The sequence below is a fragment of the Fontimonas sp. FW305-C-3 genome (genome assembly GCF_058783185.1).
This window is the reverse complement of the sequence record NZ_JBYSYK010000002.1, coordinates 1,064,147-1,090,686: the sequence shown is the minus strand read 5'-3', so window position 1 is coordinate 1,090,686 and position 26,540 is coordinate 1,064,147. Positions and strand designations below refer to the sequence as shown.

23 protein-coding genes are annotated in these 26,540 nt (G+C 67.0%); 9 read left to right on the top strand and 14 right to left on the bottom strand.

What is annotated here, in order from left to right:
* Position 1: 1 nt before the first annotated feature.
* From algG (AC3WUF_RS11355) to AC3WUF_RS11325, 7 genes are read right to left on the bottom strand one after another with little or no spacing between them, the layout of a single operon-like run.
* A complete protein-coding gene (gene algG, locus AC3WUF_RS11355; RefSeq protein WP_492425529.1) occupies positions 2 to 1,534 on the bottom strand; it encodes a mannuronan 5-epimerase AlgG in 1,533 nt (510 codons plus the stop codon).
* Positions 1,534 to 3,108, bottom strand: a complete 1,575-nt coding sequence (gene algG, locus AC3WUF_RS11350; RefSeq protein ID WP_492425527.1) for a mannuronan 5-epimerase AlgG — start codon at positions 3,106 to 3,108, stop codon at positions 1,534 to 1,536. Before algG (AC3WUF_RS11350) ends, algG (AC3WUF_RS11355) begins: the two co-directional genes overlap by 1 nt.
* Positions 3,099 to 4,538, bottom strand: a complete 1,440-nt coding sequence (locus AC3WUF_RS11345) for an alginate export family protein (RefSeq protein ID WP_492425525.1) — start codon at positions 4,536 to 4,538, stop codon at positions 3,099 to 3,101. Before AC3WUF_RS11345 ends, algG (AC3WUF_RS11350) begins: the two co-directional genes overlap by 10 nt.
* Positions 4,535 to 5,950 carry an SEL1-like repeat protein gene (locus AC3WUF_RS11340; protein WP_492425523.1) on the bottom strand — a complete coding sequence of 472 codons (1,416 nt, stop codon included), beginning with the start codon at positions 5,948 to 5,950 and terminating at the stop codon, positions 4,535 to 4,537. Before AC3WUF_RS11340 ends, AC3WUF_RS11345 begins: the two co-directional genes overlap by 4 nt.
* Before the next feature lie 15 nt (positions 5,951 to 5,965).
* A complete protein-coding gene (locus AC3WUF_RS11335; protein WP_492425521.1) occupies positions 5,966 to 7,189 on the bottom strand; it encodes a PilZ domain-containing protein in 1,224 nt (407 codons plus the stop codon).
* 29 nt (positions 7,190 to 7,218) lie between these two features.
* Positions 7,219 to 8,709, bottom strand: a complete 1,491-nt coding sequence (locus AC3WUF_RS11330; protein ID WP_492425519.1) for a glycosyltransferase family 2 protein — start codon at positions 8,707 to 8,709, stop codon at positions 7,219 to 7,221.
* 6 nt (positions 8,710 to 8,715) lie between these two features.
* Positions 8,716 to 10,026 (bottom strand): nucleotide sugar dehydrogenase, encoded by a 1,311-nt coding sequence (locus AC3WUF_RS11325; protein ID WP_492425517.1) that lies wholly within the window; start codon positions 10,024 to 10,026, stop codon positions 8,716 to 8,718.
* Positions 10,027 to 10,466: 440 nt separating this feature from the next.
* Between AC3WUF_RS11325 and AC3WUF_RS11320 the strand changes: the two genes are divergently transcribed.
* From AC3WUF_RS11320 to AC3WUF_RS11310, 3 genes are read left to right on the top strand one after another with little or no spacing between them, the layout of a single operon-like run.
* Positions 10,467 to 12,011 (top strand): sensor histidine kinase, encoded by a 1,545-nt coding sequence (locus tag AC3WUF_RS11320; RefSeq protein WP_492425515.1) that lies wholly within the window; start codon positions 10,467 to 10,469, stop codon positions 12,009 to 12,011.
* Positions 12,012 to 12,018: 7 nt separating this feature from the next.
* Positions 12,019 to 12,453: a hypothetical protein gene (locus tag AC3WUF_RS11315; protein WP_492425513.1), complete on the top strand. Its 435-nt coding sequence runs from the start codon at positions 12,019 to 12,021 to the stop codon at positions 12,451 to 12,453.
* On the top strand, positions 12,437 to 13,807 hold the full coding sequence (locus AC3WUF_RS11310; protein WP_492425511.1) for a sigma-54-dependent transcriptional regulator: 1,371 nt from the start codon (positions 12,437 to 12,439) through the stop codon (positions 13,805 to 13,807). The genes AC3WUF_RS11315 and AC3WUF_RS11310 overlap by 17 nt, the downstream gene beginning before the upstream one ends.
* A 60-nt stretch (positions 13,808 to 13,867) precedes the next feature.
* Here the strand turns inward: AC3WUF_RS11310 and AC3WUF_RS11305 are convergent, their stop codons facing one another.
* The 6 genes from AC3WUF_RS11305 to AC3WUF_RS11280 form a co-directional block, all read right to left on the bottom strand.
* Complete coding sequence (locus tag AC3WUF_RS11305; protein ID WP_492425509.1) at positions 13,868 to 14,464, bottom strand: TetR/AcrR family transcriptional regulator; 597 nt, start codon at positions 14,462 to 14,464, stop codon at positions 13,868 to 13,870.
* A 158-nt stretch (positions 14,465 to 14,622) separates the two neighbouring features.
* The gene (locus tag AC3WUF_RS11300) at positions 14,623 to 14,943 is read right to left on the bottom strand and encodes a 2Fe-2S iron-sulfur cluster-binding protein (protein WP_492425507.1); all 321 of its coding nucleotides are present in this window, start codon (positions 14,941 to 14,943) and stop codon (positions 14,623 to 14,625) included.
* A gap of 7 nt (positions 14,944 to 14,950) precedes the next feature.
* On the bottom strand, positions 14,951 to 16,531 hold the full coding sequence (locus AC3WUF_RS11295) for a cytochrome P450 (RefSeq protein WP_492425505.1): 1,581 nt from the start codon (positions 16,529 to 16,531) through the stop codon (positions 14,951 to 14,953).
* A gap of 207 nt (positions 16,532 to 16,738) precedes the next feature.
* Positions 16,739 to 17,164, bottom strand: coding sequence for a Zn-ribbon domain-containing OB-fold protein (locus AC3WUF_RS11290; RefSeq protein ID WP_492425503.1), 426 nt, complete (start codon positions 17,162 to 17,164; stop codon positions 16,739 to 16,741).
* A complete protein-coding gene (locus tag AC3WUF_RS11285; protein ID WP_492425501.1) occupies positions 17,161 to 18,300 on the bottom strand; it encodes a thiolase family protein in 1,140 nt (379 codons plus the stop codon). The genes AC3WUF_RS11290 and AC3WUF_RS11285 overlap by 4 nt, the downstream gene beginning before the upstream one ends.
* A gap of 2 nt (positions 18,301 to 18,302) precedes the next feature.
* Positions 18,303 to 18,626, bottom strand: coding sequence for a hypothetical protein (locus AC3WUF_RS11280; protein WP_492425499.1), 324 nt, complete (start codon positions 18,624 to 18,626; stop codon positions 18,303 to 18,305).
* Positions 18,627 to 18,769: 143 nt separating this feature from the next.
* Here AC3WUF_RS11280 and AC3WUF_RS11275 point away from each other — a divergent pair, with 143 nt between their 5' ends.
* The 5 genes from AC3WUF_RS11275 (at position 18,770) to AC3WUF_RS11255 (ending at position 24,290) form a co-directional block, all read left to right on the top strand.
* A complete protein-coding gene (locus AC3WUF_RS11275; RefSeq protein WP_492425497.1) occupies positions 18,770 to 19,624 on the top strand; it encodes an IclR family transcriptional regulator in 855 nt (284 codons plus the stop codon).
* A gap of 117 nt (positions 19,625 to 19,741) precedes the next feature.
* Positions 19,742 to 21,214 (top strand): aldehyde dehydrogenase family protein, encoded by a 1,473-nt coding sequence (locus AC3WUF_RS11270; RefSeq protein WP_492425495.1) that lies wholly within the window; start codon positions 19,742 to 19,744, stop codon positions 21,212 to 21,214.
* A gap of 3 nt (positions 21,215 to 21,217) precedes the next feature.
* Positions 21,218 to 22,018, top strand: coding sequence for an SDR family NAD(P)-dependent oxidoreductase (locus AC3WUF_RS11265; RefSeq protein WP_492425493.1), 801 nt, complete (start codon positions 21,218 to 21,220; stop codon positions 22,016 to 22,018).
* Between the two features lie 7 nt (positions 22,019 to 22,025).
* Positions 22,026 to 22,979, top strand: a complete 954-nt coding sequence (locus AC3WUF_RS11260; RefSeq protein WP_492425491.1) for a flavin reductase — start codon at positions 22,026 to 22,028, stop codon at positions 22,977 to 22,979.
* A 24-nt stretch (positions 22,980 to 23,003) separates the two neighbouring features.
* Complete coding sequence (locus tag AC3WUF_RS11255) at positions 23,004 to 24,290, top strand: cytochrome P450 (RefSeq protein WP_492425489.1); 1,287 nt, start codon at positions 23,004 to 23,006, stop codon at positions 24,288 to 24,290.
* A gap of 184 nt (positions 24,291 to 24,474) precedes the next feature.
* Here the strand turns inward: AC3WUF_RS11255 and AC3WUF_RS11250 are convergent, their stop codons facing one another.
* Entirely contained in the window at positions 24,475 to 25,962 is a 1,488-nt protein-coding gene (locus AC3WUF_RS11250) for a class I adenylate-forming enzyme family protein (RefSeq protein ID WP_492425487.1), read from the bottom strand.
* 169 nt (positions 25,963 to 26,131) lie between these two features.
* On the opposite strand from AC3WUF_RS11250, the gene AC3WUF_RS11245 reads away from it, so the two are divergent.
* Entirely contained in the window at positions 26,132 to 26,530 is a 399-nt protein-coding gene (locus AC3WUF_RS11245; RefSeq protein ID WP_492425485.1) for a cupin domain-containing protein, read from the top strand.
* The last annotated feature ends 10 nt before the right edge of the window (positions 26,531 to 26,540 follow it).

The window sequence follows — 26,540 nt, the reverse complement described above, 5'->3', positions numbered from 1 at the left end:
CTCAGGTTCCCCTTCCGGCGCCACCGGCCGGTTCGATGACGACAGGACGGCGCTGACGCACCAGCAGATCAAGCAGGACGTTCTGGTAGCGGCCGAGCACGCCGCTCAGCGCGAGGCCACCGGCGCGCGACGGCGCGAGCAGATCGACGTTGTAGAGCTCCAGGCTCAGCGGCTGGTCGATCGTCACCGGGCCGCTGCCGTTGTGGATCAGCTGGCCGCCGACGACGACCAGCGACACGCTCTGCTCGAAAGGATCGAGATTCAGATTGCGGTCGGTGCCGTGCAGATCCTTGATGTGGCCGTAGATGCCGGCCGAGCCGTTGGCGATCGCGCGGTTCTCGTGCAGGCGCACGCGCACGCTGTTGCGCACGCGGATGCCGTGGCGCTTGTTGGAAATGCTGTGGTTGGCCCAGATCAGGTTGTCCGAGCTTTCGTAGATCGTGATGCCGTCGGAGTTGTTCGCGTAGACGGTGTTGTCGGCGACGACGTTACGCACGCTGCTGCGGTCGATGACGATGCCGGACAGCGCGTTGTGGTGCGCGCGGTTGCGGAAGATCCAGCTGTCGTTGACCTCGCGCGAGACGATGATGCCGTGCTTCTTCACCGTGCCGTAGGCATCGTTCTCGGCGATGATCAGGCCGTGCGAGCGATCGTGCGGATCGATGCCGTAGACGATGTTGTTCTTGTAGATGTTGCGGGCGATGACGACGTCGCGCGCCTCATAGCAGTAGTAGCCATACCAGTTGTCGACGAAGGTCGAGCCGAGCAGCCAGCCGGTCGGCTCGCCGCGGCCCATCGCCTTGACGACGCTGGGACTGTACTGAGACATCGAGATGCCGTAGGACTTGCTCGCCGCGTAGCCGAGGCTGGCGACGGTGCTGTCGACGATGTAGGTCTCGGTGCCGCCCCAGGACACGACGAACGGACGGAACTGCGTGCCGTCGCGGAAATGCGCCGGCGCATCGTCGCGTTCGCGCCAGCCCGTCACATGGCTGCCGACGATGAACAGGCGGCCGTCGTTGACGATGAAGGCGCCGCCTTCCTCGGACATGCGGAACTCGCGCGTCGCCGGATCGATATGCAGCGTCGCGCCGTGCGCGACCACCAGCGGCAGGCGCAGCAGGTAAACGCCCGGCGCCGTCTCCGCCAGCCAGTTCCGGTTGGCGACGGCCTTGACCAGATCGGCCGGCGTCATGACGCCGCTATCGACGAAGATCGCCTGCGGGTTGCTGGTCTGACGGCGCGCCCATTCGACGATGCGGCCATCACTGCCGGTGAATTCCTTGAACGCCGGCTGGCGCAGGATGCGATCGACCGTGACGCGGCCCTGTTTGCGTGCACCGATCTTCGCCTCGACGGCCGCTCGGGTATAAGGGCTCAGGTCAGGCAGCTGCGGCGCCTGCAGGGTCAGGCCGTCCATCGGCGCCTCGCGCACGATGTAGCTGTCGACATGCAGGCGCTCGGCCTTGCCGCTCGCAGTGGCGGGCAGGGCGCAGAGTGTGGCGAGTGCTGCGCTGAGCAGGTGGCGGCGCATCAGCTGCGCCTCCCTTCCGGTTCGTCGACCGGCTCGATCAGCACCGGCACGCGCTGGCGGACCAGAAGATCCAGCAGTCGATTCTGGTTCTCGCCGAGCACGCCGTTGAAGCTGATGCCGGTGCTGCTCGCTGGCGCCAGCAGGTCCACATCGTAGAGTTCAAGGCTCAGCGGCTTGTCGATCGAGACCGGGCTGCTGCCGTTGTGGACGAGCTGGCCGCCAACGACAACCATCGAGATGTGCTGCTCGAAGGGATCGAGGCGCAGATTGCGGTCGGTGCCGCTGAGATCCTTGACGTGGCCGTAGATGCCGGAGAACTGGTTGGCGATCGACAGGTTGTTGTACAGCCTGATGCGCATGCTGTTGCGCACGCGGATGCCGTGCTTGGCATTGCTGACGGCGCGATTGCCCCACAGCAGGTTGTCCGGGCTTTCGTAGATCGTGATGCCGTCGCCGCCGTTGTTGTAGACGGTGTTGTCGGCGACGACGTTGCCGACGCTGCTGCGGTCGATGACGATGCCCGACAGTCCGCTCGACGTGATCACGTTACCGAAGATCCAGCTGTGGCTGACTTCGCGCGAGACGATCAGGCCATGCTTCTTCTTGGTGTCCTCGACGCGATTGTTGGCGACGATCAGCCGGTGCGAGCGGTCGTGCGGATCGATGCCGTAGACGATGTTGCCGCGATAGCGGTTGCCGATCACGACCAGATCGTCGGCCTCGAAGCAGTAGAAGCCGAACCAGTTGTCGACGAAATCAGAGTCAACGATCCAGCCTTTCGGCGACGGCCGCTGCAGGCGCTTCTGGCGCGCCGGGCTGTACTGCGAGATCGAGATGCCGTAGGCCTTGCTCGCCGAGTAGCCGAGGCTGGTCAGCGAACTGCCGGCGATGTACAGCTCCGAGCCGCCCCAGGACACCAGGAACGGGCGGAACTCGTCGCCGCTGCGGAACGCCGCCGGCGCGCTTTCACGCTCGCGCCAGCTGGTGACGCGCGTGTTGACGATGAACATCTTGCCGTCGTTGACGAGGAAGGCACCAGCCTCCTGCGACAGCCGCAGTTCCTTGACGCTGTCGTCGATCAGCAGGCTCGCGCCCTGCGCGACCAGCAGCGGCAGGCGCAGGGTGTAGATACCGGGCTCGGTCTCGGCCAGCTGCGTGCTGCCGAGCTGCTTGGCGAGTTGCGGCAGCGTCAGGTGGCCGCCTTCGACGACGATGACGACCGGATTGCTGCTCTGGCGCGCCGCCCATTCGCTGAGGCGCGTGGTCTGCTGGCCGCTGACGAACTCGCCGAGCGCGTCGAGATCGACCATGCGGCGGATCGCACTGCTGCCGCGCCGTGTCTTGGGGATGCGCGCCTTGACCGCATCGGTCGTATAAGGCGCAAGGTCCGGCAACTGCGGTGCGTCCTGCTGCAGGTCGCCGACCGCGGCTTCGCGCACGACATAGCGCTTCGGCTTCGCGAGGGCCTCGGCGATCGTCGTGTCCGCTGCCGTTGCCGTTGCCGGCAGGACGAAGCCGGTCGCCAGCAGCAAGGCCGGCAGCACGCGGACAAGCTGGCGCAGGCCTAGAACCACAAGGTCGTCTCCAGGATCACGCGGTACTGGTCGTCGAGTTCGCCGCCGCCGAAGGCGTCGCCCGGGCGGAACAGCGAGCCGCGCAGGCTGACGTTGGAGCGCAGATCGTCGTCGTCCTCGCGCGTCGCCTTCGACATCGAACCGAAGTAGCCGGTCAGGACCAGGTCATAGCCTTCGCCGATGTCGTCGTCGTTGACGCTGGGTTGCACATCGATGCCATCGACGATGATCCCGGCGTCTTCCTGTTCGCGCTGGAAGCGGTGATAGATCAGGCTCGCATCGAAGCGTTCCATCGGCACCGAGACGTAGGCCGTTGCCACGTGCAGGTTGCTGAGTTCCGGCTGCAGCGCTTCGTTGTAGCGGTACAGGCGCGTGCGGGTGCCGGTGAAGCGCGAGCGGTTGCTGTGCAGGCCGCTCTGCTCGTAGGTCTCGTCGACGTCCGGATTGCCGCCGCCCTGGCCGAAGGCATAGGCGACGCCGACCGCGAACGGTGCGGCGAGGCGCAGGCGCAGGCCGATGTCGCCGGCGAAGGCGCTGACATCGCGCTCGTCGCGCTGGTCGGTGCCCGGCAACTCGCCGGGGATGACGGTTTCCTTGCGGCCGGTCAGGAAGTCGATCTGGCTCGAGTAATAGACGCCGGCCGCTTCCGGATAGCTGTAGTAGCCGTTGTTGGCGTAGGCGCCGAGCCAGACGAACTGACGATCGTAGAGCTTGGCATCGGCATCCAGGGAGGCGGCTTCCTCGTCGAGATCCGAATAGTCGAAGGCGTAGGTGGAGCGTGCGCCGACGTAATGACCGGCAGTCCACTGGCCGGACAATCCGCCGAAGACATAACCGCGATCGCGCTGCGACGGCGGCAGTTCGGAATCGCCGGTGCGGAAGGTGTCGAGTTCGGTTGCGACGCCGACCTGGCCCTGCAGCAGCGTGCTGTCGAAGATCCAGCGGATCGCTTCGGCATCGCGATCCATCCAGCTGCCGTCCTGATCGCGCAGGCGCTGACGGCCGATGCGCAATGTCTCGCCGGGATAGGACGTCAGGCCGCCGTACTCGACCCAAGCCTCGCGGATCGCCGCATACGACTCGGTGCGACGAGGCTGATCGTCGTCGGTGACGACGATCTCGCCGCTGGGCACGAAGCCTTGCAGGCGCGTGAAGAGGTTCCAGTTCTCGCTCATGCGCCAGAACAGCACCGGCTGCACGTCGATATAGCCTTCGGTGGTCTCGCCATCCGGATCGGCGCGCGTGCCGTCGATGTCGATCTGGCCCAGGTCGCGGGCGCCCTCGGCAAGGCCGGCCAGCTTGAGCTTGAGTCCGAGCGAGAAATCGCCGGGTGCCAAGTCCTGTGCCGCGGCCGTGGTCGAGGCGACCACTGCGGCGCAGATGGCCAACAGGCGAAAGCGGCTGGGGATCCGGTGCTGGGTTGGAGTCATGGCGTGCTCTCTGTCAGTGAGGCTTGGCGTAGCGGCAGGGCCGCGATCGTGCGTTGCGCGGTCTGCCGCGCTGCGTATTCCTGTTCGGCCTTGCGCTGCCCCCTGTCGATCAGCTCCGGTTCGATGCGGCTGCGCATCGTCGTCACGAGTTCTTCGGCGCCGACGACGCCGGTGTGCATCGCGATCCGCGCGAAGCAGTACGCGTTGACCGGATCGACGCTGGCGCCACGGTTGTTCCAGTACAGCTGGGCCAATGCCAGATCGGCCTTCTGATAGCCGCCGCGTGCGGCAAGCAGGTACTGCTGCAGCGCGAGCTGCTTGTCGGCCTTGCCGAGATAGCCGTCGTCGTAGATGCGGCCGAGCCAGAAGTGCGCGGCCGGGAATTTGTCGCTGGCCTGTTCGAGCAGATCGACCGCGCGCGCCGGGTCGGCATCCGGCGATTGCAGATCCAGATGCAGGCGGCCGAGATACAGCGCGGCTTCGGTCCAGCCGTCGGCCAGGGCCTGCTCCAGCAGTTCGCGTGGATTGCTGGCTTCGTCGAGCGAACGGTCGTCGATCAGCAGGCGCGCCATGCGCGTCTTCGCCTCGGGCGACTGCTTGGCGACCGGCTTGAGCAGCCGATACGCCGCGGCCGGCTGCGCCGCACCGGCGCGATCGCTGGCGCTCAGCGTGGCGGCAACCTGGGTCACGGCTTCGCGGCTGACCTTGCCCTGGGCATGGCCGCGCTCGACCTTCTCGACCAGCGCCGCAATCGCCTTGCTGTCCTCGGCGGCGCGCAGCTGGCGCGCCAGCACGCCGTAGCAGGCGTCGACGCGCTCGCCCCACTGCTCACAGAGATCGGACACCGCGGTCAGGGTTTCCGGGCTGTCGGGCTGCGCGCCGAACCAGCCGATCGCCGCAGTCGCGTCATCGATCTGCTTGCTCTGCGCGGCACGCTTCGCCAGTGCCAGCGCTTCGCCCGGCTCCGCGAGCGCCGGCATGTCGCGATACAGACGCAGACGCACGCGCAGCGCTTCCGGATCGCCGTCGTCGTCGGCTTCGCGCAGCAGGGCAATGGTCTGCGTGTTGGCGCTGCCGTCGGCGAGAATCGCGCGCACCAGCGGCAGACGCACCGACTTGTCCTCCTCCAGCGCGGTCCAGTACCAGTGGATCGCCGACTTCAGATCGCCTTGCCGGCCACGCTGCACGTACAGGCGCGCGAGCTTGATCTGCGCGTCGACGATGCTGCGCTGCGCCAGCGGCAGCAGGTTGCGCTCGGCCTCTTCATAGTTGCCCGCATCGAGCGCGGCGGTGCCGCGGCCCAGATCGGGCAGCCACGCGGCGTGCAGCGGCTGTGCGAGCAGGCCCGTCATCAGGCCGCTCGCCAGTGCGAGCGCGAGCGCCGGGCGGGAGATGGGATGAGTGGCGGTCATGGCGCGCTCCGCGCGTTACTCGCTGACTGCGGCGTTGGCGGCGCCGGCCGGCGCGGAAGAATCCACGCGGGCGACCGCCTGCGAACGGCGCGCCTTGTCCTCGAACCCGCGCAGGGTGTTGTTGCGCGCGCTGACTTCCACGGCGCGGCTGATCAGCTGCGCCGGAATCGCTTCGTCCGGCTTGATGACGACGACCAGGTCGCCGTCGATCTCGTCGCCGCCGAAGCCGCGGCGGATCTCGCTGACGCGGCCTTCGCGTTCGGTGACTTCACCGTCGATCGCGAGATTGACCGGCGAACCGACCGAGAGGCGATTGGCCTCCGGGTACTTGAAGCGCGCGACGACGTACGGCTCGTACTCGATCGGCGTCAGCGCCGCGACCGGCTGGCCCTTGCCGACGTACTGCTCGCTGGTGACGAGCAGGGCGTCGACGCGGCAATCGCAGGGGCTGGTGATCGTGCCGGTGACGGCCTTGTCGAGCAGCGCTTCGAGATCCGAGGCCTTGAGGTCGGACTGCAGCGCCTGGCTACGGACCAGATCGAGCATCGTTGTCTCGAAGGAGCCGATCGGCGCGCCCTTGGCGACGACGCGATCGTCAGGAACCAGGCTGCGGAACACGCCGTCGCGCGGCATCGTGATCTGGAACTGCGGGCCACTGACGCGCGCGGCGGATGCGGTGGTATGGAACAGGCGCTCGTCGATGCGTTGCGCGGTGTAGAAAAGCGCGACCGCGCCGACCGCCAGCATCGCCAGCGTGACGACCATCGCGCGCATGCTGCTGAACACGCTGCGCTTCTCGCCGCCGGTGCTGGCGTTGCGCGGCGCCGTGAAGTTATTGCGCGACAAGGTCTGCAGCACATCGCCGACGCCGACGATCTCGCCGCTCAGCAGGCCGGTGACGACGCGGCGGATCGTCGCGATCTCGACCGCGTCGAGTTCGCTGAACGCCGCGCCGACACGGCCGCTGGTCGCGTCGAAGTGACGGATGCTGAAGCGCACCGGGATGGCGACGACGATCGCGTCCAGCTTGAGCTTCAGGTGGCCCTCGCACTTCTGCCCCGGCTTGAATGCAATGTTGCGCGCATCGAAGCCGATGCCGCCCGCCGAGATGTCGTGCAGCTTGAACTGCGCACGCGCGGTGCCGTTGTCGATCTCGACGGCACCTGGCACGCGGACGCGGACATGCTGGCGCTGGGTTTCGGATTCGTGGACCAGATTGAGGGGCTGTGCTCGGGTCATGGGAACGTCCTTCGGATTAAGGTCTGTGCTCAGGCCAGCGTGATGACGAACGCCAGGAACAGGCTGGCGCTCGACGCGAGCATTGCGGTGGAGGACCAGGCCATGCTCGTGCTGCGGCCGCCGGCGAGCGTGGTTTTCTGTCGGGTCCAGGACTGCCGATCGAGGTGGAACATCACCTTGATCTTGGTCAGCGAACCGAAGATCTGGTTGTAGTACAGCAACACGGGGAAACCGGGACCGATGGGATGGCCGCTCGCGACCAGCAACAGGGTCAGCACCAGACGCGAGGTGCCGATCCACAGCAGGTAGGCGAGCAGCAGCTCCGGTCCGTACAGCACGGCACTGACCAGGGCGACCGACAAGCCAAGCAGGCTCGTCCACATCGACACGCGCTGATCCCACAGAACGTAGCTGGTGAAAAGTCCGAGACGACGGACGCCGAGCTTGGTCGCGCGGCTGTTCTGGCGCAGCGAGTTGCCGTACCAGCGGAACATCAGCTGGCGGCTCGCGCGCAGGAACGACGGATCGGGCGGATGCTCGACGGTCGTGATCGACGCGTCCGGCACGTACCAGGTGTCCCAGCCCAGGCGCATCAGGCTGTACCAGCTCGACTTGTCGTCGCCGGTCAGGAAGCGGAAGCGGCCAAGGCGCCAGTGATCGAGTGCGTCTTCCTGAACATCACGGATGAATTCCGGATTGGTGACGATCTCGGCGCGGAACACCGACATGCGGCCGGTCAGCGTCAGCACGCGGCGCGACAGCGCCATCGAACACATGTTCAGGTGGCGCTGGGCGAAACGCAGGCGATGCCATTCGCGCATCCACGGACCGCCGCGCACTTCGCAGAACTCGTTGGTGGTCAGAGCGCCGGTGTTCGGGTGCAGGCGGAAGTACGGCGCGGTCTTCTCGAGGATGTCCGGGTCGAGCACCGTGTCGCCGTCGATGACGGCCACCAGCGCGTCCGTCGGCGGCGTGTCGCGCGAGATCGCGCGGAAACCCTGTGCCAGCGCATCGCGCTTGCCGGTGCCGGGAATCCGCACGATGCACAGCTTGACCTGTGGTGGCGGCGCGAGGCGTTCCCAGATGCACTTGATCAGCTGCTCGTCGGCCATCTCGACGATCGACGCGACGATCGTCGTCGGCACCTTGATCGCGGTCGCTTCACGGATCGCGGCGCGATAGACCAGCGCCGTGGTCTCCGGCGCGATGCGGAAGCTGGTGATCAGCAGATAGAAGCGCGAGGGCAGGGCCTCGGCACCGAGCTGCCTGGCGACGGCACGCGAGCGCGGATAGACGACGTTGAGGAAGTACATCGCGCGCAGGAAATGCACCGCGCCCAGCGAGTAGCGCCAGATGCCGATCACACCCAATGCCACCCAGAAGCGGGCGTGATCGGCGTCGAAGGCCGTGCCGGGCAGCGAGACCGCGAGCGTGCCGAGGACGCCGAGATAGAGCATCCAGCCGGCGGTGCCCCTCAAGGTGCGGCCGTCGAACGCGCTTGCGGTAGCGATCCCGGACATGGCGGCTTACCAGCAGATGCCTTGCGAACGCTCGCTAGAGACATCGCCCATGAAGCCGACGAGGTCGACCGCATGGTGATCGCCGTTGAGCTTGGACAGCACCTCGGCGAACTGATAGTCGCGGTTGCCGACGACCATCACGTCCGAATTGGCGATGACATCGTCGATGTCCGAGCGCAGCAGGTTCGAGACGTGCGGGATGCGCGCATTGATGTAGTCGCGGTTGGCGCCGTGCACGCGGGCGTAGTCGACGTTGCGGTCGAAGATCGACAGCTCGTAGCCCTTGCCGATCAGCGCCTCGGCCAGTTCCACCAGCGGGCTTTCGCGCAGATCGTCGGTCTCCGCCTTGAACGACAGGCCGAGCAGGCCGATGCGGCGCTTGCCGAACGACGCGACGATGTCGACCGCCTTCTCGATCTGCGCCTTGTTGCTGCGCAGGATCGAACTCAGCAGCGGCGATTCAACGTCGAGCTGGCCGGCGCGATAGGTCAGCGCACGCAGGTCCTTGGGCAGGCAGGAGCCGCCGAAGGCAAAGCCCGGACGCATGTAATAAGGAGACAGATTGAGCTTGCGATCAAGGCACAGGATGTTCATCACCGAGCGGCCATCGACGCCGGCCGCCTTGGCGATCGCACCGATCTCGTTGGCGAAGGTGATCTTCGTCGCGTGCCAGGCGTTGCAGGCGTACTTGACCATCTCGGCAACCTCGATCGGCCGCCGCACCATCGGCGCCGGCAGCGCCGAGTAGAGCTGGGCGAGGGCCTCGCCCGACGGTTCGTTGAGTTCGCCGATCACCGTCATCGGCGGCTCGCGGTAGTCGCGGATCGCCGTGCTCTCGCGCAGGAACTCCGGATTCACCGCGACGCCGAAGTCGACGCCGGCGACCTTGCCCGACGTCAGTTCCAGCGTCGGGATCACCAGCGAAGCGATCGTGCCCGGCAGCACGGTGCTGCGGATGACGACGGTATGCCAGGTCGCCTTGTCCTTCAGCTCGGCGCCGATGCCGGCACAGACTTCTTCGACATACTGAAGATCGAGGTCGCCGTTCTTCTTGCTCGGCGTGCCGACGCAGACCATCGTCAGGTCGGTGTCGCGCACCGCTGCGGCCAGGTCGCTGGTCGCGCGCAGGCGGCGCTCGTCGATCTGCTTCTGCAGCAGTTCATCGAGGCCGGGTTCGACGACGGGCGACTTTCCGCGATTGATCAGGTCGACCTTGAGGGCCGAGATGTCGACGCCGATGACGTCATGGCCGTCTTCTGCGAGGCAAGCCGCACACACCGCGCCGACATAGCCCATTCCGAAGATGCTGATACGCATGAGTAGTTCTCGTCCTTGATGATTCATTCGGTGCTCAGGGCACCGGCCTTGCTCACCAACGATTCGCCGGGATGGCGTTTTCGCGGTTCGCAGAGGGGTTATGGCAAGGGCGATGCCAGGACGAAGAACTTCTTCTGAATCCGAAAGTTAAGCATCGATTCAGGCGCCCAGGACGACATTGGGTTGTCGCAGTGCAGCAGAACCGTTGCCAATCAGCGACACCTCACTATCGCAATGCAGCTAAGTGTCTGGTTTGGCAGGCATCGCAGCTGTCGCAGATCGGCAACAAGGACTGATGACATGAGCGCTCAGCGGAACACAAAACCCCACCGATCAGGCGCTCCCGACGACCACCGCTCCTCTTGCGTGGAGCATCGATGTGTCGCGATTCGGAGACCGCGGCGACAGCGGCTCGACATCCGGATGGGGTTCGGGCCGCAATGAGCGACAACAGTGCCGCGCTGTCGTCGGTGATGGCTTCGCAGCTGTTCGCCGATCGCGTCGCGGAATCGGACACAAGTCAGCCGCTCAGGCGCACGGCCTGGTGGGTGTACTGGCTGCCGCGCACGATGACCGGCATGGTGGCGATCGGCTGTCTGTTCGCCGCGCTGCCGATGCTGATTGCGGTGATTCTCAGCGGCGTCATGCTGCAGCAGCAGGCGCAGCTCAGCGAACAGCTGCTCGCCGAAGGGCTGCGCATCGAGCGCGCCGGCGCGCAGCTGCTCAAGGAACTGGAAAATCTCGAACGCGGCACGCTGCAGTACATCGCGCTCAACGATGCCGACCTGCTGCCGGTGCTCGAACGCCGCAGCAACGCGGTCATCGCGATCCTGCGGCAGATCGACAGCGGCGCCTATCCGCCGGCCTTCGAGCGCTATGCGCTCGACATCCTCAGGGACATCAGCAGCGCCGGCCTGATCTGGACCGCGCAGACCGCCGACGTCGAAGCGCTGACGCTGGTCACCGAGCGGCTGCGGCGCAACAAGGCGACCGCCGAGACGATGATCGCGATGGGCCGCAACAGCATCGACCTGCGCGTGCAGGCTCTGCAGCAGCAGATGAGCGAATCGCGACGCATGACGCGCATCTGCGCGGTCGCGTCGATTCCGCTGACCGCCTTGCTGGCGTTCGGCTTTTCGCTCGCCGTCACGCGGCCGCTGAAGATCCTGCGCGCCGGCATCTCGGCGCTCGGCACGTCCAACTACAGCCAGGCGGTCAGCATCGCCTATCCGCGCGAGATGTCGCGGCTGGGCGAGAAACTCGATTGGCTGCGGCGCAGGCTCGCCATGCTGGAGGCCGACAAGGATCGCTTCCTCATGCATGTCTCGCATGAACTGAAGACGCCGCTGTCGAGCATCCGCGAAGGCGCCGACCTGATGCGGGACGGTACGCTCGGCAATCTCGGACCGGCGCAGGCGGAAGTCGTGCAGATCGTCTTCGATGCGTCGGTCGAGCTCGAGCAGCAGATCCGCAACCTGATCGCCTACGCCGAATGGCGCGACGGCATGCGGCATGCGACCTCGGAGTGGTTCGGCAGTTCCGAGCTGGTCCGCGAAGTGCTGTCCGCGCATCGCCTCGCGCTGGCCAAGCGCTCGCTGCGCGTCGAGCTGGCGACCCGCGCCGACCTGCAGCTGTACGGCCAGCGCGTGCGCCTGCGCATCGCGCTCGACAACCTGATCAGCAATGCGATCAAGCATGCGCCGCCATCGAGCGCGATCGAACTGACGCTGGAGCGTCGCGACGGTCGCTGCTGGATGATCGTGCGCGATTATGGCCGCGGCATTCCGGAGAGCGAACGCGAGCGGATGCTCGAACCGTTCGTGCGCGGCTCGGAAAAGGAGGAGACCGCTGTTCGAGGTACCGGCGTCGGTTTGTCGATCGTCGTGGATACCGTCAATGCCCATGGAGGGGAACTTGAAATTCAGGATGCAGGACCGGGTGCGCGCATGGCCATGGCATGGCCGCACCCGCCGATTGACGCGTAGGCCCGGTATGCGCCGACGTCTACAGATTTTCGCGACGGCTGCGTGCGCACTCGGCCTCGGTGCCTGCGCGCATCTGCCGCTGCCGCAGCTGTCGCAGCAGCAAGGGGAGCACGGCGCGCTGGCCTTCTGGGATCGCGCCGTGCAGGCCAGCACTAGCGAACGCAACGCGATGTGGCGCCAGGCGCAGACGCCGGACAAGGCCTGGCAGATCGCGCTGCTGCAGAGCCTGCCCGACTACAACCGCTATGACCCCGCTGCCGCGCGCACCGGCTTGAAGAAGGCGCTGACCGAAAGCCGCTGGGACGATGTCGCCTCGGTGGCGCGGATCCGCTTGGCTGACCTGAAGAGCGACCGCGTCTGCGAAGAGCGCGTCTCCGAATTCGAGCGCCGGCTCAACGAAGTCATCGCGATCGAGAAACGTCTTGATGAACATGCCAAGTGACATGGAAGCGCAAACCGAGAGCCGCGCGCCGCGGATCCTGCTGGTCGACGACGACGCCAAGCTGCTGCGCGTGCTGACGCTGCGCCTCGAGTCGGAGGGCTACAGCGTCGTCGTCGCCGCCGATGGCGAAGAGGCGCGCGAGCATCTCGAGCGCATCGAACCGGATTTCGTCATTGCCGATCTGCGCATGCCGGGTATCGACGGCATTGCCTTGCTGCAGATGGTGCAGGCCAAGCGGCCGGGCCTGCCGGTGGCGATCCTCAGTGCGCATGGCGACATTCCGGACGCGGTGCGGGCGACGCAGTCCGGCGCCGTGGACTTCCTGACCAAGCCGGTGCGCAGCGGCCTGCTGCTGGATTGCATCCGGCGCAATCTGCATTTCACCGGCGACGAAGATGCGGCCGTCAGCCGCTGGGCGCCGGAGATCCTCACGCAGGCGCCGATCATGCGCGGCATTCTCGCCAGTGCGCGCCGCGTCGCACGGCTCGATCCTGCGGTGTTGATCACAGGGCCCAGCGGCAGCGGCAAGGAGCTGCTGGCGCGGGCGATCCACAACGGCAGTCCGCGCAGCCAGCATCCGTTCGTCGCGATCAATTGCGCGGCGGTGCCGCCGGATCTGCTGGAGTCGGAACTGTTCGGCCACAAGCGCGGCTCGTTCACCGGCGCGCACTCGGATCAGCCCGGCCTGTTCCGCGCCGCGCAGGGCGGCACCGTGTTCCTCGACGAGATCGGTGACATGCCGCAGATGCTGCAGGTCAAGCTGCTGCGCGTGCTGCAGGAACGCGAGGTGCGGCCGGTCGGCGAGGTGCGTTCGATCCCGGTCGACGTGCGCGTGTTGTCGGCAACCCATCGCGATCTGGATGCGCAGGTCAAGCAGGGCCGTTTTCGCGAAGACCTTTATTACCGTCTCAATGTCGTCGAGCTGACGCTGCCGCCGCTGGCCGAGCGCCGCGAGGACATTCCGTTGCTGGTCGCGACGCGCCTGCGCCACCTGAGCAAGCAGGGCGGCTCGCAGCGCGTGTACTCGCCGGAGGCGATGGAACTGATGCTCTCGGCGAACTGGCCCGGCAACGTGCGTCAGCTGTTCAATGTCGTCGAGCGCACCGCGGCGCTGTCGTCGGGCCGCGTGATCAGCGCGGAGCTGGTGCGCAAGGCGCTCGGCGAGCCGGACAGCGCGGTTGCCCCGCTCGACGAAGCCCGCGATCTGTTCATGAAGGAATATCTGCTGCAGACGCTGCGCATCGCCGAAGGCAACGTCAGCCGCGCGGCGCGCCTCGCCGGTCGCAACCGCACGGATTTCTACAAGCTGATGCGGCGCTATCGCTTGCCGATCAACAACTCGGCGGATGGTTAGAGCGGATCAAGCGCACATCAGGCAGGGCGGGAAAGTGCGGCGTATCCCGCCTTGCGAGTCTCAGCCTGGCGCGAAGATACCGTGGCGCATGAAGTTCGACAGTTCGCGGGCGAAGCGCTGTGCCAGCTCGTCCGGATCGCTGGCCGGCAGGCGGCTGAGCATGACCAGCGTCGAGATCATGCCGAGGAAGATGTACGACAGGATGTCGATGTCGATGTCCGCGCGCGCCTCGCCGCGGTGCTGCATCTGCTGCAGCATCTGACGGACGACGCGGGTGATCGGCTGGTCCGGCGACAGCTCGCGGCCGGCGATCGCATCGGCGACCAGCAGCGTCGCGGCGTCGCGGTTCTTCAGCACCAGCCTTGCGGTGTGCAGCATTACATCGCCCGGTTCGGCGGCGCTGCTGTTCTGCACCGATTCAAGCAGGCGTTCCATCATCCAGCCCTTCGCCTCGCTGAGCAGATGCTCGCGATGCTCGAAGTGCTGGTAGGCGACGCCGCGGCTGACCTGCGCCAGCTCGGCGGCTTCCTTGATCGACAGGCCGTCCGGGCCCTTGCGCGCAAGCAGTTCCACCGTCGCCTGCAGCAGGCGCGCGCGGGTCTCCACCGGATTGCGGATGCGCGTCTTGCGCATCGCCGGCTTGGCTTTGTCCCTCATGGGCGGACTATACGCGCGATGCGGAATGGCTCCGCACCGCGTGCATTGGTTCTAGACCCGTAGCCCGGATGCAATCCGGGTTCGCGCATTTTCCACAGGCGCAGACCCCCGGGTTGCACCCGGGCTACGTACTGTTTCGGCCATCGATCAGAGCCTCCCTAGAACTGCGATTCCGGCAGGCGCACGACGAGACCGTCGAGCTCCGCCTTCACCGTGATCTGGCACGACAGGCGGCTGTTGGATTCAACCCGCAGCGCACCGTCCAGCATCATTTCCTCTTCCTCGGTCCTGTTGCCGAGCTTGTCCTGCCAGGCCGGGTCGACGTAGCAGTGGCAGGTCGCGCAGGAGCAGGCGCCGCCGCAGTCGCCGATGATGCCGGGGATCAGGTTGTCGACGGCCGCCTGCATGACGGTCGTGCCGGGATTGGCCTCGACCACATGTTCCTTGCCGTTGTGTTCGATGTAGAGAATCTTCGCCATGGTGAGTTCAGGCCTTGGTTGCGGTGAACGGGTAGGAGCCCATGAAGCCGGCCTTGGCCTTGCCGGTGATGACGTTGCCGTTGAGTTCGCCCTTGAACTCGACCTTCATCTTCATCGGCTTGGTGATGTGATTGCACCAGTAGATCGAATTGCCTTCGCGCTTGAAGTCGGCGATCGGCGAGGTCGAGCCGGCGCCGGTCTGCGCGCCGGTGATCGCCGCGCCGTTGCGTTCGAGCACCAGCGTTGCCGGCTGCGGTCCGGTCGGTCCCTTGACGACGACGTTCCAGGTGCCTTCCATCGTGACTTCGGCAGTCGCCGCGGCGGGCGCCGGTGCCGGTGCCGGCGCAGCGGCCTTCGGCACGCTGATCGAACCCGGCTTGCGCTTGCCGATCCAGACCGGCAGCGAATCCCAGCCGCGCACCGTCGAGGTCGACGACAGCACGGCGTTGTCGGTATCGACTTCCCAGTCCGGGAAGCGCTTGAGCACTTCTTCGAGCGCGACGCGGCCTTCGAGGCGCGCGAGCGGCGCGCCGATGCAGACGTGGATGCCCTGGCCGAAGGTCATGTGCGGGCGCACTTCGCGATGGATGTTGAAGGTCTCGCCGTTGACGAAGCGCGACTCGTCGCGGTTCGCCGCGGAGATCAGCATCAGCATCACCGCGCCTTTCGGAATCTTGCGGCCGTAGAGTTCCAGATCGCGCATGACTTCGCGCGCGACGAACGGGCCAGGCGGTTCGAAGCGCAGCAGTTCCTCGATCGTCTGCGGCACCAGCGACAGATTGCTCGCGACTTCGCGGCGCTGGTCCGGATGTGCGCCGAGCGTCTTGCCCATCCAGCCGATCAGGCGGTTGGTCGTCTCGTTGCCGGCGCCGGCAACGACGTTGACGATGTTGGTGATCTCGTCGCGCGTCAGCTTGCGCGTGACGCCCTGCGGATCCTTGAACTCGGCCTGGATCAGCTCCGTCATCATGTCGTCCGACGGATTCTTCTCGCGCCAGGCGATGTACTCGTCGAAGCCGCTCAGCGCCTGCGCCTGCAGTTCCTGGTTGTGTGCGATGTCGAGCGGCTTGCCGGATTCGGTGCGGATGCGCGCATCGACGGATTCGCGGATCGCGGTCTGGTCCTTCTCCGGAATGCCGAGCAGCATGCCGACGGCGCGCATCGGCACTTCGGCGCCGAGGTTAGTGATGAAGTCGAAGTTGTCGCCACCGACCAGTGGGTCGAGGCTGCGCGCGCACAGCGCGCGGATGTCCTGTTCGACCGCGAACATGCGCTTGGGCGTGATGATGCGCTGCATCAGCGAGCGGTAGGCGGTGTGCTTCGGCGGATCCTGGTGGATGAAGACCGAGTCCGGCATGACCGACTTGGCCTTGATGAACTCGAGAATGTCGCCGTGCGCCGAGCTGAACAGGTCGCGGTCGCGCAGCACGGCTTCGACGTCCGCATAGCGGCTGATCGCGAAGAAATCATGTTCCTCGTTGTAATACAGCGGCATCTCCTCACGCAGCCGCTTGTAGGTCGGATACGGGTCCTGGGCGAGGTCCTGGCGATACGGGTCCCAGGAAAGCGGCGCGGCGGCTGTACTCATTGATCTGTTCCTTCGCTGTAGTCAGTGCGTGGGTAGGGCATGTCCCCTCCAAGGGCGCCGCCGGAGCGACGTCATGCCGGCGCCTAATGTACACGCATGTTAATTAGCTTTCCACTGGTGTACATGCATGTGCATTAGCGCCCGGCAACAGGTGCTGGCCGCGGTCCTTGATGACCTGATAAATCGCTTCTGGATCAGTGACTTGGTTCAGGATTTCAGGCGGCGGAACATCGGCAGTGTCAGGCCGCTTTCGTGCGGTGCCATGACCGCTTCCAGCGGCATGCCGACGGCGATGTCCTGCAGCGCGCAGTCGACGACGTTGCTGTGGAAGAACGGCCCTTCGTCGAGCTTCACGACGCCGACCACGTAGGGCACCTTGGCCTTCATCGCCGGCGTGTAGGCGTGGTGCAGGATCGTGTAGGTGTATAGCGTGCCGCGGCCGGACGCTGCCACCCAGCGCATGTCCTGCGCGCCGTGAACGACGCAGCGGCTCGCCGGCCAGTAGTGCCGGCCGCAGGCTTCGCAGCGATGCAGCAGGAAGCGGCCTTCGCGGCAGGCGTCCCAGAACGGCGCGTCGAGCGGATCGCCGCCGAACTGCACGGCGAGGGCAGCGGTGTCGAGCGGTTCGCTCATCGTTCGTTCCCCAGGATCAGCGTCGCGTGGGCCCAGGTGTTGTGCACGCCGGCGTTGAGGCCGTGGCCGCTGACCAGCGCGGTACGCGCGCGCCGCAGCTGGCCCGCACCGGCCTGACCGCGCAGCTGCAGCACCGCCTCGACGATGCCGGTGAAGCCCGTCGTGTAATAGGCCGACAGCTGGCCGCCGCCGGTGTTGGTCGGGATCTTGCCATCGGGTCCGGCGCCGCCGTCGGCATAGAACGGTCCGCCCTGGCCTTCGGCGACGAAGCCGTAGGCCTCGAGCTGCATCAGCGGCGAGATCGTGAACGGATCGTAGAGCTGCGCCATGTCGATGTCCTGCAGCGTCATGCCGGCCTGCGCGAACGCGCGTGCCTTGGCCGGCGCGATGTTGTCGTGGTTCTCGTAGACCGTGCCGGCATGCCAGTTCGCGATGTTGTGGCCAGTGCCGGCGCCAAGGATGTAGATCGCCGGCACGCCCATCGCGCGTGCGCGCTCGGCGGTCGTCACCAGCACCGCGCAGCCGCCGTCGGTATCGCGCGTACAGTCGAGGCGGCGGAACGGATCGGTAATCATCGGCGAGGCCTGGTGATCCTCGAGGGTGATCGGTTTGTTGTAGCCGAGCGTGCCGGGCCGCACCGCGGCATAGGCGCGCTGCGTGACGGCCACCGCGCCGAGGTGCTTCGACGTCGTGCCGTACAGATGCATGTGGCGTCGCGCATGCAGCGCATGCGTTGCCGCCGGGCCAACCAGGCCGTACAGCGACGGATAGCCATAAGCGTAGGCGCCGATCGGCGCGCCGCCGCGGCTGACGCGCGCCGACTGCGCCTGGCCATAGACGCAGGCGATCATCTCGGCCTGGCCGGACAGGATCGCGCCGACTGCGCTGATCAGCGAGAACACCGGCGTCGCGCCGCCGGTCTGGATCGCGATCGAGAAGTTCGGCGACAGGCCCATGTAGCGCAGGTCTTCGCGATCCATGTAGGCATGGATGTAGCCGTCGATCGCATCGCGGCCGAGCCGCGCGTCCTGCAGCGCGAGATCGACGGCCTGCGCACGCAGTTCGCGGCTGCCGATGCCCAGGCCGATGCCCTGCGCAGTGACGCCGAGGCCGACGATGGCGCAGCTGGCGCGCATGCTCATTCGTCGCCGGCGATCTGGATCGCCATCAGGTGCGCCGATTTCGTGCGATCGAGTGCCGGATGGAAATTGCTGAGGCGTTCGGCGAGCTGCGCGGAGACCGCGGCCAGATCGTCGGTCTCGATCTCATAGGCCGCGACGTTGGGCCACAGCTCCTGGCCGGGAATCTTGCCGCGCAGCACCTTGTAGCGCCGCGCGGTGCGGATGCCCGGCACCGACTTGAAGCCGGGCAGGTGCTCGTCCGCGTACCAGCGCTCGAGCGCGGCTTCGGCGCCCTCGTCGGCAGTCGGGCCGTTCAGGGCCAGCAACAGGTATCGGGCCACGTGGTGCTCCTCGAAGGCGGCGTCCCCGGCAACTCGTGAACGCATCATTTTGAGAACAAGTATTCCACAAATGGAACAATTGTCCATTGACGCCCGAATGGATGGGCCTACTATATGCCGTTCCAAATAGTGAAAAAGCGCCCATGTCCCGATCGTCACCCACCGTCCTGCGCGTGGTCGCCGTCATCGATTTCTTCGCCGACCATCCCGGCCAGTCCTTCACGCTGACGGACCTCGTGCGCTCGCTGAAGCTGAGCCGCGCGACCTGCCACGGCGTGCTGACCGGCCTGGTCGAGACGGGTTATCTGTACCGCACCTCCGACAAGAGCTATGTGATCGGACCGGCGCTGCTGCATGTCAGCGAAGTCGCGCGCGCCAACTTCTCGCCGCTGCAGGTCGCGCAGCCGGAGATGCGCAAATTGGCCGACGAGTTCGACGCGGTCTGCGTCGCGGCGTTCCGCGAGGGCCACGAAGTCGCCGTGCGCGAGCGCGCGACGGCGGTTTCGCACCTCGGCTATTCGTCGCCGCGCGGCACGCGGCTGCCGCTGCTGCCGCAGTTCGCCGCGCCGTTCTTCGCCGCAGCGTCGCCGGCCGACATCAAGGCCTGGGTCGACGGCTTCAATCCGCCGTGCTCGCAGGCGCAGATCGACGCGCTGTTCAAGGGCGTCGAGTTCGTCCGCGAGCATGGTTATGCCTTTAGCGTCGTGCGCCAGGGCGTCGACCTGGAACGCGAATCGATGCAGTGGCTGACCGAGCGGCGCTACTTCGACACGCCGATCGTCGCCAAGCATGAACTCGACACCAGCGAGACTTACAACCTGAAGTTCCTGTCGGTGCCGGTCTACGACGCCCGCCAGAAGGTCGCGTTCGTGCTCGCGGTGCAGGGCTTCAACCAGATCTACAAGAGCGCCGACATCGAGCGCATCGCCACGCGGATCCGCGAGGCCTGCTCGCGCATCACCTCGTTCATGGCGCACCCCAAGGACGCCCGCGCCTAAGACCCGCCGGGCGTCGTTCCCCGCCGACCCGCAAACCCGTCGCCGGCCGCCGCCGGATTGACGCCCGGTCTTGCGGGCGTATATAAATATCGGAACAATTATTCGATATTTAGAACTATGGATGGAGAATCCTCATACGCCGGCTATGTCGGCGGCGTGTTCCTGAAGGGCGAGGGGGCTGAGCTCGTCGTCGAGGATCCGTCGTACGGCGAGCGCGTCGCCGCGTTTGCGGGGCTGTCGCTGGCCCAGGTCGACAGCGCGATCCGCGCCGCGCGCGAGGCTTTCGATGCCGGGGGCTGGCCAGCGCTGCCGGCGGCCGAACGCCGTGTCGTGCTGAAGCGCTTCGTCGCCGCGCTGGCCGTGCGGGCGGATCGCCTGACCGAGCTGATCGTCCGCGAGGCCGGTTGCCCGCGCGCGACGTCGGTGATGCAGGCGCAGGTGCGCGGCCCGCTGAAACAGGCCAACGAGATCATCGAGCTGTTCGCGACGCTGTCCGAGGTCGAGGAGAACCCGCTGCCGGTCGCGGAACGCGTCAACGCGCAGGGCCAGACCGTGCAGAGCCTGCGCCGCTACACGCCGATCGGCGTCGTCGCGGCGATCGCCGCCTACAACTTCCCGTTCTACACGGCGCTGTGGAAAGTCATTCCCGCGCTGCTCGCCGGCAACACGGTCGTGCTGCGGCCGAGCCCGCTGACGCCGCTGTCCGCGCTGCTGATGGCCGAAGCCGCGCAGGAAGCCGGCCTGCCGGCCGGCGTGCTGAACATCGTCAGCGAAGCCGGCATCGAAGGCGCGCAATTGATGACGACCGCACCGGCGGTCGATATGGTCGCGTTCACCGGTTCCAGTCATGTCGGCGTGCAAGTCATGGCACAGGCCGCACCGACGATGAAGCGCCTGCAGCTCGAACTCGGCGGCAAGTCGGCGCAGATCTTCCTGCCCGACGCGGTCGACCGCGCGGCGATGCAGGCGGCGATCGTCTGCCTGTCGCATGCCGGGCAGGGCTGCGCGCTGGGGACGCGCATCTTCGTGCCGCAGGAGCGCAAGGAAGAAGCGTTGAAGGCAATGACTGCAGCGCTCGCGCGCATCCGCATCGGCCCGGCCGACCAGGCTGATACGCAGATGGGGCCGGTCGTCAGCGCCGCGCAGGTCGCGCGCTGCGAGCACTACGTGAAGGTCGCCGTGGAGAACGGCGCGACGGTGGTGGCCGGCGGCAAGCGGCCGGCGCAGCTCGAGCACGGACATTTCTTCGAACCGACGCTGCTCGACGTGCCGGACAACGGCAACCCGGCCGCGCAGGACGAAATCTTCGGACCGATCGTCGCCGTCATCGGCTATCGCGATCTCGACCATGCGGTGCAGATGGCCAACGACTCGCGCTTCGGCCTGTCCGGCTACGTGCATGGCCAGGACCGCAAGGCGGCGCTCGACGTCGCGCTGCGCATCCGCAGTGGCTCGGTCAACGTCAACGGCGGACTCGCGAGCGCCTACAACTCGTCGGGCGGCCAGCGCATGAGCGGTGTCGGCCGCGAGCGCGGCATCGAAGGTCTGCGGCTTTACCAGCAGCTCAGCTGCTTGAACATCGGGAGTTAGCGCGTGCAGGGATTGATCGAGGGGAAGGTGGCCGTCATCACCGGCGCAGGGTCCGGCGTCGGCCGCGAGGCGGTGCTGCTGTTCACGCGGCATGGGGCGAAGGTGCTGGCGGCCGACATCGACGCCGCGCGTGTCGAGGAGACCGTCGCGCTGGCGAAGGCACAGGGCGGCACCGCGAGCGCGGTCGTCTGCAACGTCACCGACGCCGACGCGGTGACGCGCATGGTACAGACCGCGGTGGCGAGCTACGGCCGTCTCGACATCATGTACAACAACGCCGGTGTGACGGCGTCGACGCAACCGGGCAAGGGCCTCAAGACTCTGATCGAGACCTCGGACGACGACCTCAACTTCATGCAGGGCATCAACTTCGGTGGCGTCGTGCACGGCTGCCAGGCGGCGATCCGCCAGTTCGATGCGCAGGGCGGCGGCGGCGTCATCGTCAACACTGCGTCGATCGCCGGCGTCATCGGCTTCGGCGGCGTCGCCTACGGCGCGTCGAAGGGCGCCGTCGTCAGCCTGACGCGCACGCTCGCGCTCGAAGTCGCGGCCAAGGGTATCCGCGTCAACTCGGTGTGCCCGTCGGGCATGCTGACGCACTTCGCCGGGCTCGATCCCGACGGTCCGAACGCGGAGCGCATCCGCGCCGGCATGGCGTCGATGAGTCCGCTCGGCCAGGCGGTCGGCGCACGCGACTGCGCGAACGCCGCATTGTTCCTCGCCTCCGATCTCGCCGCGACGATCACCGGCGTCAATCTGCCGGTCGATGCCGGACTGTCGGCCGGCGTGCCGATGCGCAAGTGACATCGGCGTGACCGGCGAAGCCCCGATGGCCTTCGATGCGCGCGAGTTCCGCAGCGCGCTCGGCACGTTCGCCACCGGCGTCACCGTGGTCACCGCGCGCGCCGCGAGCGGCGAGCCGGTCGGCCTGACGGCGAACAGTTTCAGCTCGGTGTCGCTGCAGCCGCCGCTGGTGCTGTGGAGCCTGGCGCGCAGTTCCCATTGCCTGCCGGCGTTCAGCCAGACCGAACACTGGGCAGTGCATGTGCTAGCGAGCGAACAGGAAGCGCTGTCGAATCGCTTTGCGACCCGCGGCGCCGACAAGTTTGCCGGCATCGATGTCGAGGCCGGTATCGGCAATGTGCCGCTGCTGCGCGACTGCGCGGCGCGTTTCCAGTGTCGCACCGCATTCCAGTACGACGGCGGCGATCACGTCATCTTCGTCGGCTCGGTGCTCGGCTTCGACCGCCGCGATGTCGCGCCGCTGCTGTTCCAGGGCGGCCGCTACGCGCTGGCGCTGGAGAAGGCGACACAGGACCTGCAGCAGGCGCCGGCGCTGACCGGCATCTTCAGCGAGGACTACCTCGGCTACCTGCTCGGCCGCGGCCACTTCCAGGTCTACAAGCGCTTCAAGGAACACATCCGCGCCGCCGGCATCAGCGACGACGAACATCTGGTGCTCGCCGCGCTGACCGTGCGCGCCGGCATGTCGGCCGCCGAACTCGACCGCTCACTCGGCCACATCGTCACCGCGGATCTCGCGGGGGCGATCCGCAGCCTGCAGGCGCGCGGCTACATCGACGGCGGTCCGCCGGACTACCGGCTGGCGCCGGCCGGCCGCGATTGCGCGTTGCAGATCATCGCCGCCGCCAAGGCGCACGAGGAACGCGTCACCGAACATTTCGGCAGCCGGGACCTCCTCGTCCTGAAGTCGCTGCTGCGCAAGCTTGTTGCACTCACGGAGCCGCAGGCCGCGGCGCCGTGATCGATCAATGACCCAGGAGTAGCCATGGCCGAGACCCTCACTGCAGACGATCCGCGCTATCAGCGGCTGTTCGACATCGCGGCGGAGACGATGCAACTGGTCGGCCGCGTCGAAGGCGACCTGACGCCGGCGATGAGCGCGCTGCGCGAGCGTGGCCCGGTGCACAAGGGCTCGCTGCGCGAGCTGCTGCAGTTGCCCGAGGTGCATCGCCAGTTCGACAAGCCGCGCGAGCATTACACGCTGTTCTCCTATGCCGCTTGCGAGCGTGCGTTCGTCGAGAACATGGTCTATTCGTCCGAGGTCTACAAGGAAAGCCCCGGCGTGCAGCAGCTCGGGCGTTCGATCCTCGAGATGACCGGCGAAGAACACCGGCGCTATCGCGGTGTCGTGCAGCCGATGTTCCTGCGGCCGAAGGTCGTCGCGCTGTGGCAGGGCAGCTGGATCGACTCGGCGGTCACCGCCTTGCTCGACCGCTTCCAGGACTGGGACAGGGTCGATCTCAACATGGAGCTGTGTGCGCGCCTGCCGGTCTACGTCGTCACGCGCGGCATCGGCATGAGCGGCGAGGACGCGCTGGTGTTCCGCGAACATCTGACACGCAGCACGATCGGCGCGCGTACGCTGCCGCCGGACGAAGTGCGCGCCGCGGCGATGGAAGTGTCGCGCATGCTCAAGGCGCTGATCACCGAACGCCGCCGCGAGCCGCGCGAGGACGTCATCAGCGCGCTAGCGCACAACGAGCTGAAGCTGGCCGAAGGCGGTTCACGCAAGCTGACCGACGAGGAAGTGTTCGGCTATTGCCGGTTGATCATGCTCGCCGGCGGCGGCACGACCTGGCGCCAGCTCGGCATCACGCTGCATGCGTTGCTGAAGGACTACCGCCTGTGGGAAGCCTGCCGCGCCGATCGCACGCTGGTGCCCAAGGCGATCGACGAAAGCGCACGCTGGCTGCCGACCGATCCGGTGTTCCCGCGCCTGCTGATGGAAGACGTCGAGGTCGGCGGCGTGAAGCTGCCGAAGGGTGCGCGTGTCGACCTGTGCCTGGGCGCGGCGAACCGCGATCCGGCGCAATGGGAAAATCCCGACGCCTACGATCCGTCGCGCCAGTACAAATCGCACCTCGGTTTCGGCCGCGGGCCGCACCAGTGCCTCGGCATGAACGTCGCGAAACAGGAAATGATTTCGGCGATCAATGCGCTGCTGGATCGATTCCCGCAGCTGCAGCCGGATGCCGATGCACCGCCGCCGACGCTGCTCGGTGGGTTGGAGCAGCGCGGCATGTCGGCGGTGCCGGTGCGGTTGAAGGCGTAGCGGCTGAACGGTGCTCGCGAAAAACGCCCCTCACCCCAACCCTCTCCCCGCAGGCGGGGAGAGGGAGAAGGCACGGTGGGGTGCTCCGGCTTCGCGCGGATTCAAAAGGAACACTCCCTCGCCCCGCTTGCGGGGAGAGGGCCGGGGTGAGGGGCCGCTCGCCGGTCGCGCCGGCCTGTGCGACTCAGCCGCCGTCGAACAGCCGCACCACAGCGCGCCGGTCGATCTTCATCGACGCATTCTTCGGCAGCTCGCCGACCAGCTTCCACTGCGCGGGGATGTGCGTCGACAGCACCTGCTCGCGCAGATGCGCTTCGAGTTCGTTGAAGCCCGGTGCCGCGGCGCCGGGCTTGAGGCGGATCGCCGCGGCGGGAATCTGGCCGAGGCGACGATCGGGCAGGCCGACCACCGCGGCTTCGGCGATCGCCGGATGCTTGAGCAGCGCGCGCTCGATGGTTTCCGGCAGCAGCTTGAAGCCGCCGCGCATGATCGCGCCGTCGGCGCGGCCGCGCAGGAACAGGAAGCCGTCCTCGTCGATGACGCCGACATCCGAGGTGCGGATCCAGCGCGGTTCGAGGCGCGGCGAGATCACTTCGAGCAGTCCTTCATGACCGGCGGGCAATTCCCTGCCGCTGTCGGCATCGACGACGCGCAGGCTCGCGCCCGGCATCGCGCGGCCGACGGTGCCGATCTTGCGCGCGCTCCATTGCGCATGCAGCGCCGGCGTCATTGCGCAGACCGGCCCGCCGAACTCGGTGGCGCCGTAGGACAGCAGGATGGGAATGCCGTAGCGGTCCTCGAAAGCCTTCTGCACGGTCGGGTCGAGCGGCGCCGCGCCGGTCGCGAAGCACTTCAGCGACGACAGCTCCTCGGCCGGCAGATCGGCGTCGAGAATCATCTGCACGGCGACCGGCGGGCCGCCGGCGGCAGCCGGCCTGTGCGTGCGGATGTAGGCGCGCCAGCCGTCGAGCGTGAAGCGCTCGAGCAGCACCGCGCGCTGTCCGCGCAGCAGCGTCGGCACGCTGGAATAGATGCCGGAGATGTTGCCGATCGGGAAGAACAGCAGCGACGGCGCTTCGCGGAGGACATCCTCGATCGCTGCCGTCAGCTTCGGCGCGACGTGATGGCGCGCGACCATCTCGTAGCTGATCGGGAACTGCTTGGGCGCGCCGGTCGTGCCGCTGGTGAGGATCTGGATCTCGGGCGCACTGCCGCCGGCCAGCGCGCGCGCGGGATCGCAGCGTTCGAGGCCGGGCGCGAAGGCGGCGCTCATGTCCTGCACGACGATGACGGCGGCCTGCTGGGCCTGCGCGGCGGCGCGCACCTCGTCGGACAGTTCCGTCGCGCCGACGATGACGACGGCGGAGCGCAGATGGGCGACATCGCGGGCGATGCCGGCCGCCGACTGGAAGGCATACGACATGCGGATCGTGCGGCCCGCGGCGAGCAGCGACAGCAGCGCGGCGACCGCTTCCGGACAGTTGCGCGGCACGAAGGTCACCGCGGCGTCGTCGCCGGCGCCACTGTCGGCGATCAGCTGCGCGATACGTCCGGCCAGTTCGCGCAGTTCGCCGAGGCGGACCCAGCGCTCGCGGAATTCCAGAGCCGGCAACGCGGCATCGCGGGCCAGGGCCTGGCGGGTCATCTCCTGCAAGCTCGTGTTCGCGGTCATGAGGTGATCGGTCGGTGGGGTGAGCGCAGCGGCCCGGCCGCCATTCTGCAGCGGGCGGCTGGGACCGGCGCTGCCGGGTCGCGACGCAAACTATCAAACGAATGACTAAATGTCGACATCTGTGTCGGTATTTGGAATAACACCAGTAATCTGCCTGAGGAGAGCCGCGATGCATTTCAAGCCCGAGGAGATTCCCCGCATCAGCCCCGAGACCCCGGGCGGCGGCTGCATGCGCTCGATCAAGGCCGGCGACATGGAGATCGGCTTCACCTGGACGACCGGCCCGCGCGACTACAGCGCGCTGTACGCCGGGCTGCCGGGCGGCGTCTGCCCCTGCGATCACTACGGCTATGTGTTCTCCGGTCGCATCCGTGCGCGCTATGCCGACGGCAGCGAGGAGGTGATCGGCCCCGGCGAGGTCTACTTCATTCCGAAGGGTCATGTCCTGATCTACGAAGAGGCGACCCATCACCTCGAAATCAACCACCACCAGCAACTGCAGGAGCTGATGGCCGTCGTGCTGAAGAACGGCCTGCGCGAGCAGCAGGGTCGCGATGGTACCGGCTGAAATCCTACAA

Coding starts and splice junctions, on each gene's coding strand:
- algG (WP_492425529.1), bottom strand. CDS start 1,534: ATGCGCCGCCACCTGCTCAGCGCAGCACTCGCCACACTCTGCGCCCTG.
- AC3WUF_RS11345 (WP_492425525.1), bottom strand. CDS start 4,538: ATGACTCCAACCCAGCACCGGATCCCCAGCCGCTTTCGCCTGTTGGCC.
- AC3WUF_RS11340 (WP_492425523.1), bottom strand. CDS start 5,950: ATGACCGCCACTCATCCCATCTCCCGCCCGGCGCTCGCGCTCGCACTG.
- AC3WUF_RS11335 (WP_492425521.1), bottom strand. CDS start 7,189: ATGACCCGAGCACAGCCCCTCAATCTGGTCCACGAATCCGAAACCCAG.
- AC3WUF_RS11330 (WP_492425519.1), bottom strand. CDS start 8,709: ATGTCCGGGATCGCTACCGCAAGCGCGTTCGACGGCCGCACCTTGAGG.
- AC3WUF_RS11325 (WP_492425517.1), bottom strand. CDS start 10,026: ATGCGTATCAGCATCTTCGGAATGGGCTATGTCGGCGCGGTGTGTGCG.
- AC3WUF_RS11320 (WP_492425515.1), top strand. CDS start 10,467: ATGAGCGACAACAGTGCCGCGCTGTCGTCGGTGATGGCTTCGCAGCTG.
- AC3WUF_RS11315 (WP_492425513.1), top strand. CDS start 12,019: ATGCGCCGACGTCTACAGATTTTCGCGACGGCTGCGTGCGCACTCGGC.
- AC3WUF_RS11310 (WP_492425511.1), top strand. CDS start 12,437: ATGAACATGCCAAGTGACATGGAAGCGCAAACCGAGAGCCGCGCGCCG.
- AC3WUF_RS11305 (WP_492425509.1), bottom strand. CDS start 14,464: ATGAGGGACAAAGCCAAGCCGGCGATGCGCAAGACGCGCATCCGCAAT.
- AC3WUF_RS11300 (WP_492425507.1), bottom strand. CDS start 14,943: ATGGCGAAGATTCTCTACATCGAACACAACGGCAAGGAACATGTGGTC.
- AC3WUF_RS11295 (WP_492425505.1), bottom strand. CDS start 16,531: ATGAGTACAGCCGCCGCGCCGCTTTCCTGGGACCCGTATCGCCAGGAC.
- AC3WUF_RS11290 (WP_492425503.1), bottom strand. CDS start 17,164: ATGAGCGAACCGCTCGACACCGCTGCCCTCGCCGTGCAGTTCGGCGGC.
- AC3WUF_RS11285 (WP_492425501.1), bottom strand. CDS start 18,300: ATGCGCGCCAGCTGCGCCATCGTCGGCCTCGGCGTCACTGCGCAGGGC.
- AC3WUF_RS11275 (WP_492425497.1), top strand. CDS start 18,770: ATGTCCCGATCGTCACCCACCGTCCTGCGCGTGGTCGCCGTCATCGAT.
- AC3WUF_RS11270 (WP_492425495.1), top strand. CDS start 19,742: ATGGATGGAGAATCCTCATACGCCGGCTATGTCGGCGGCGTGTTCCTG.
- AC3WUF_RS11255 (WP_492425489.1), top strand. CDS start 23,004: ATGGCCGAGACCCTCACTGCAGACGATCCGCGCTATCAGCGGCTGTTC.
- AC3WUF_RS11250 (WP_492425487.1), bottom strand. CDS start 25,962: ATGACCGCGAACACGAGCTTGCAGGAGATGACCCGCCAGGCCCTGGCC.
- AC3WUF_RS11245 (WP_492425485.1), top strand. CDS start 26,132: ATGCATTTCAAGCCCGAGGAGATTCCCCGCATCAGCCCCGAGACCCCG.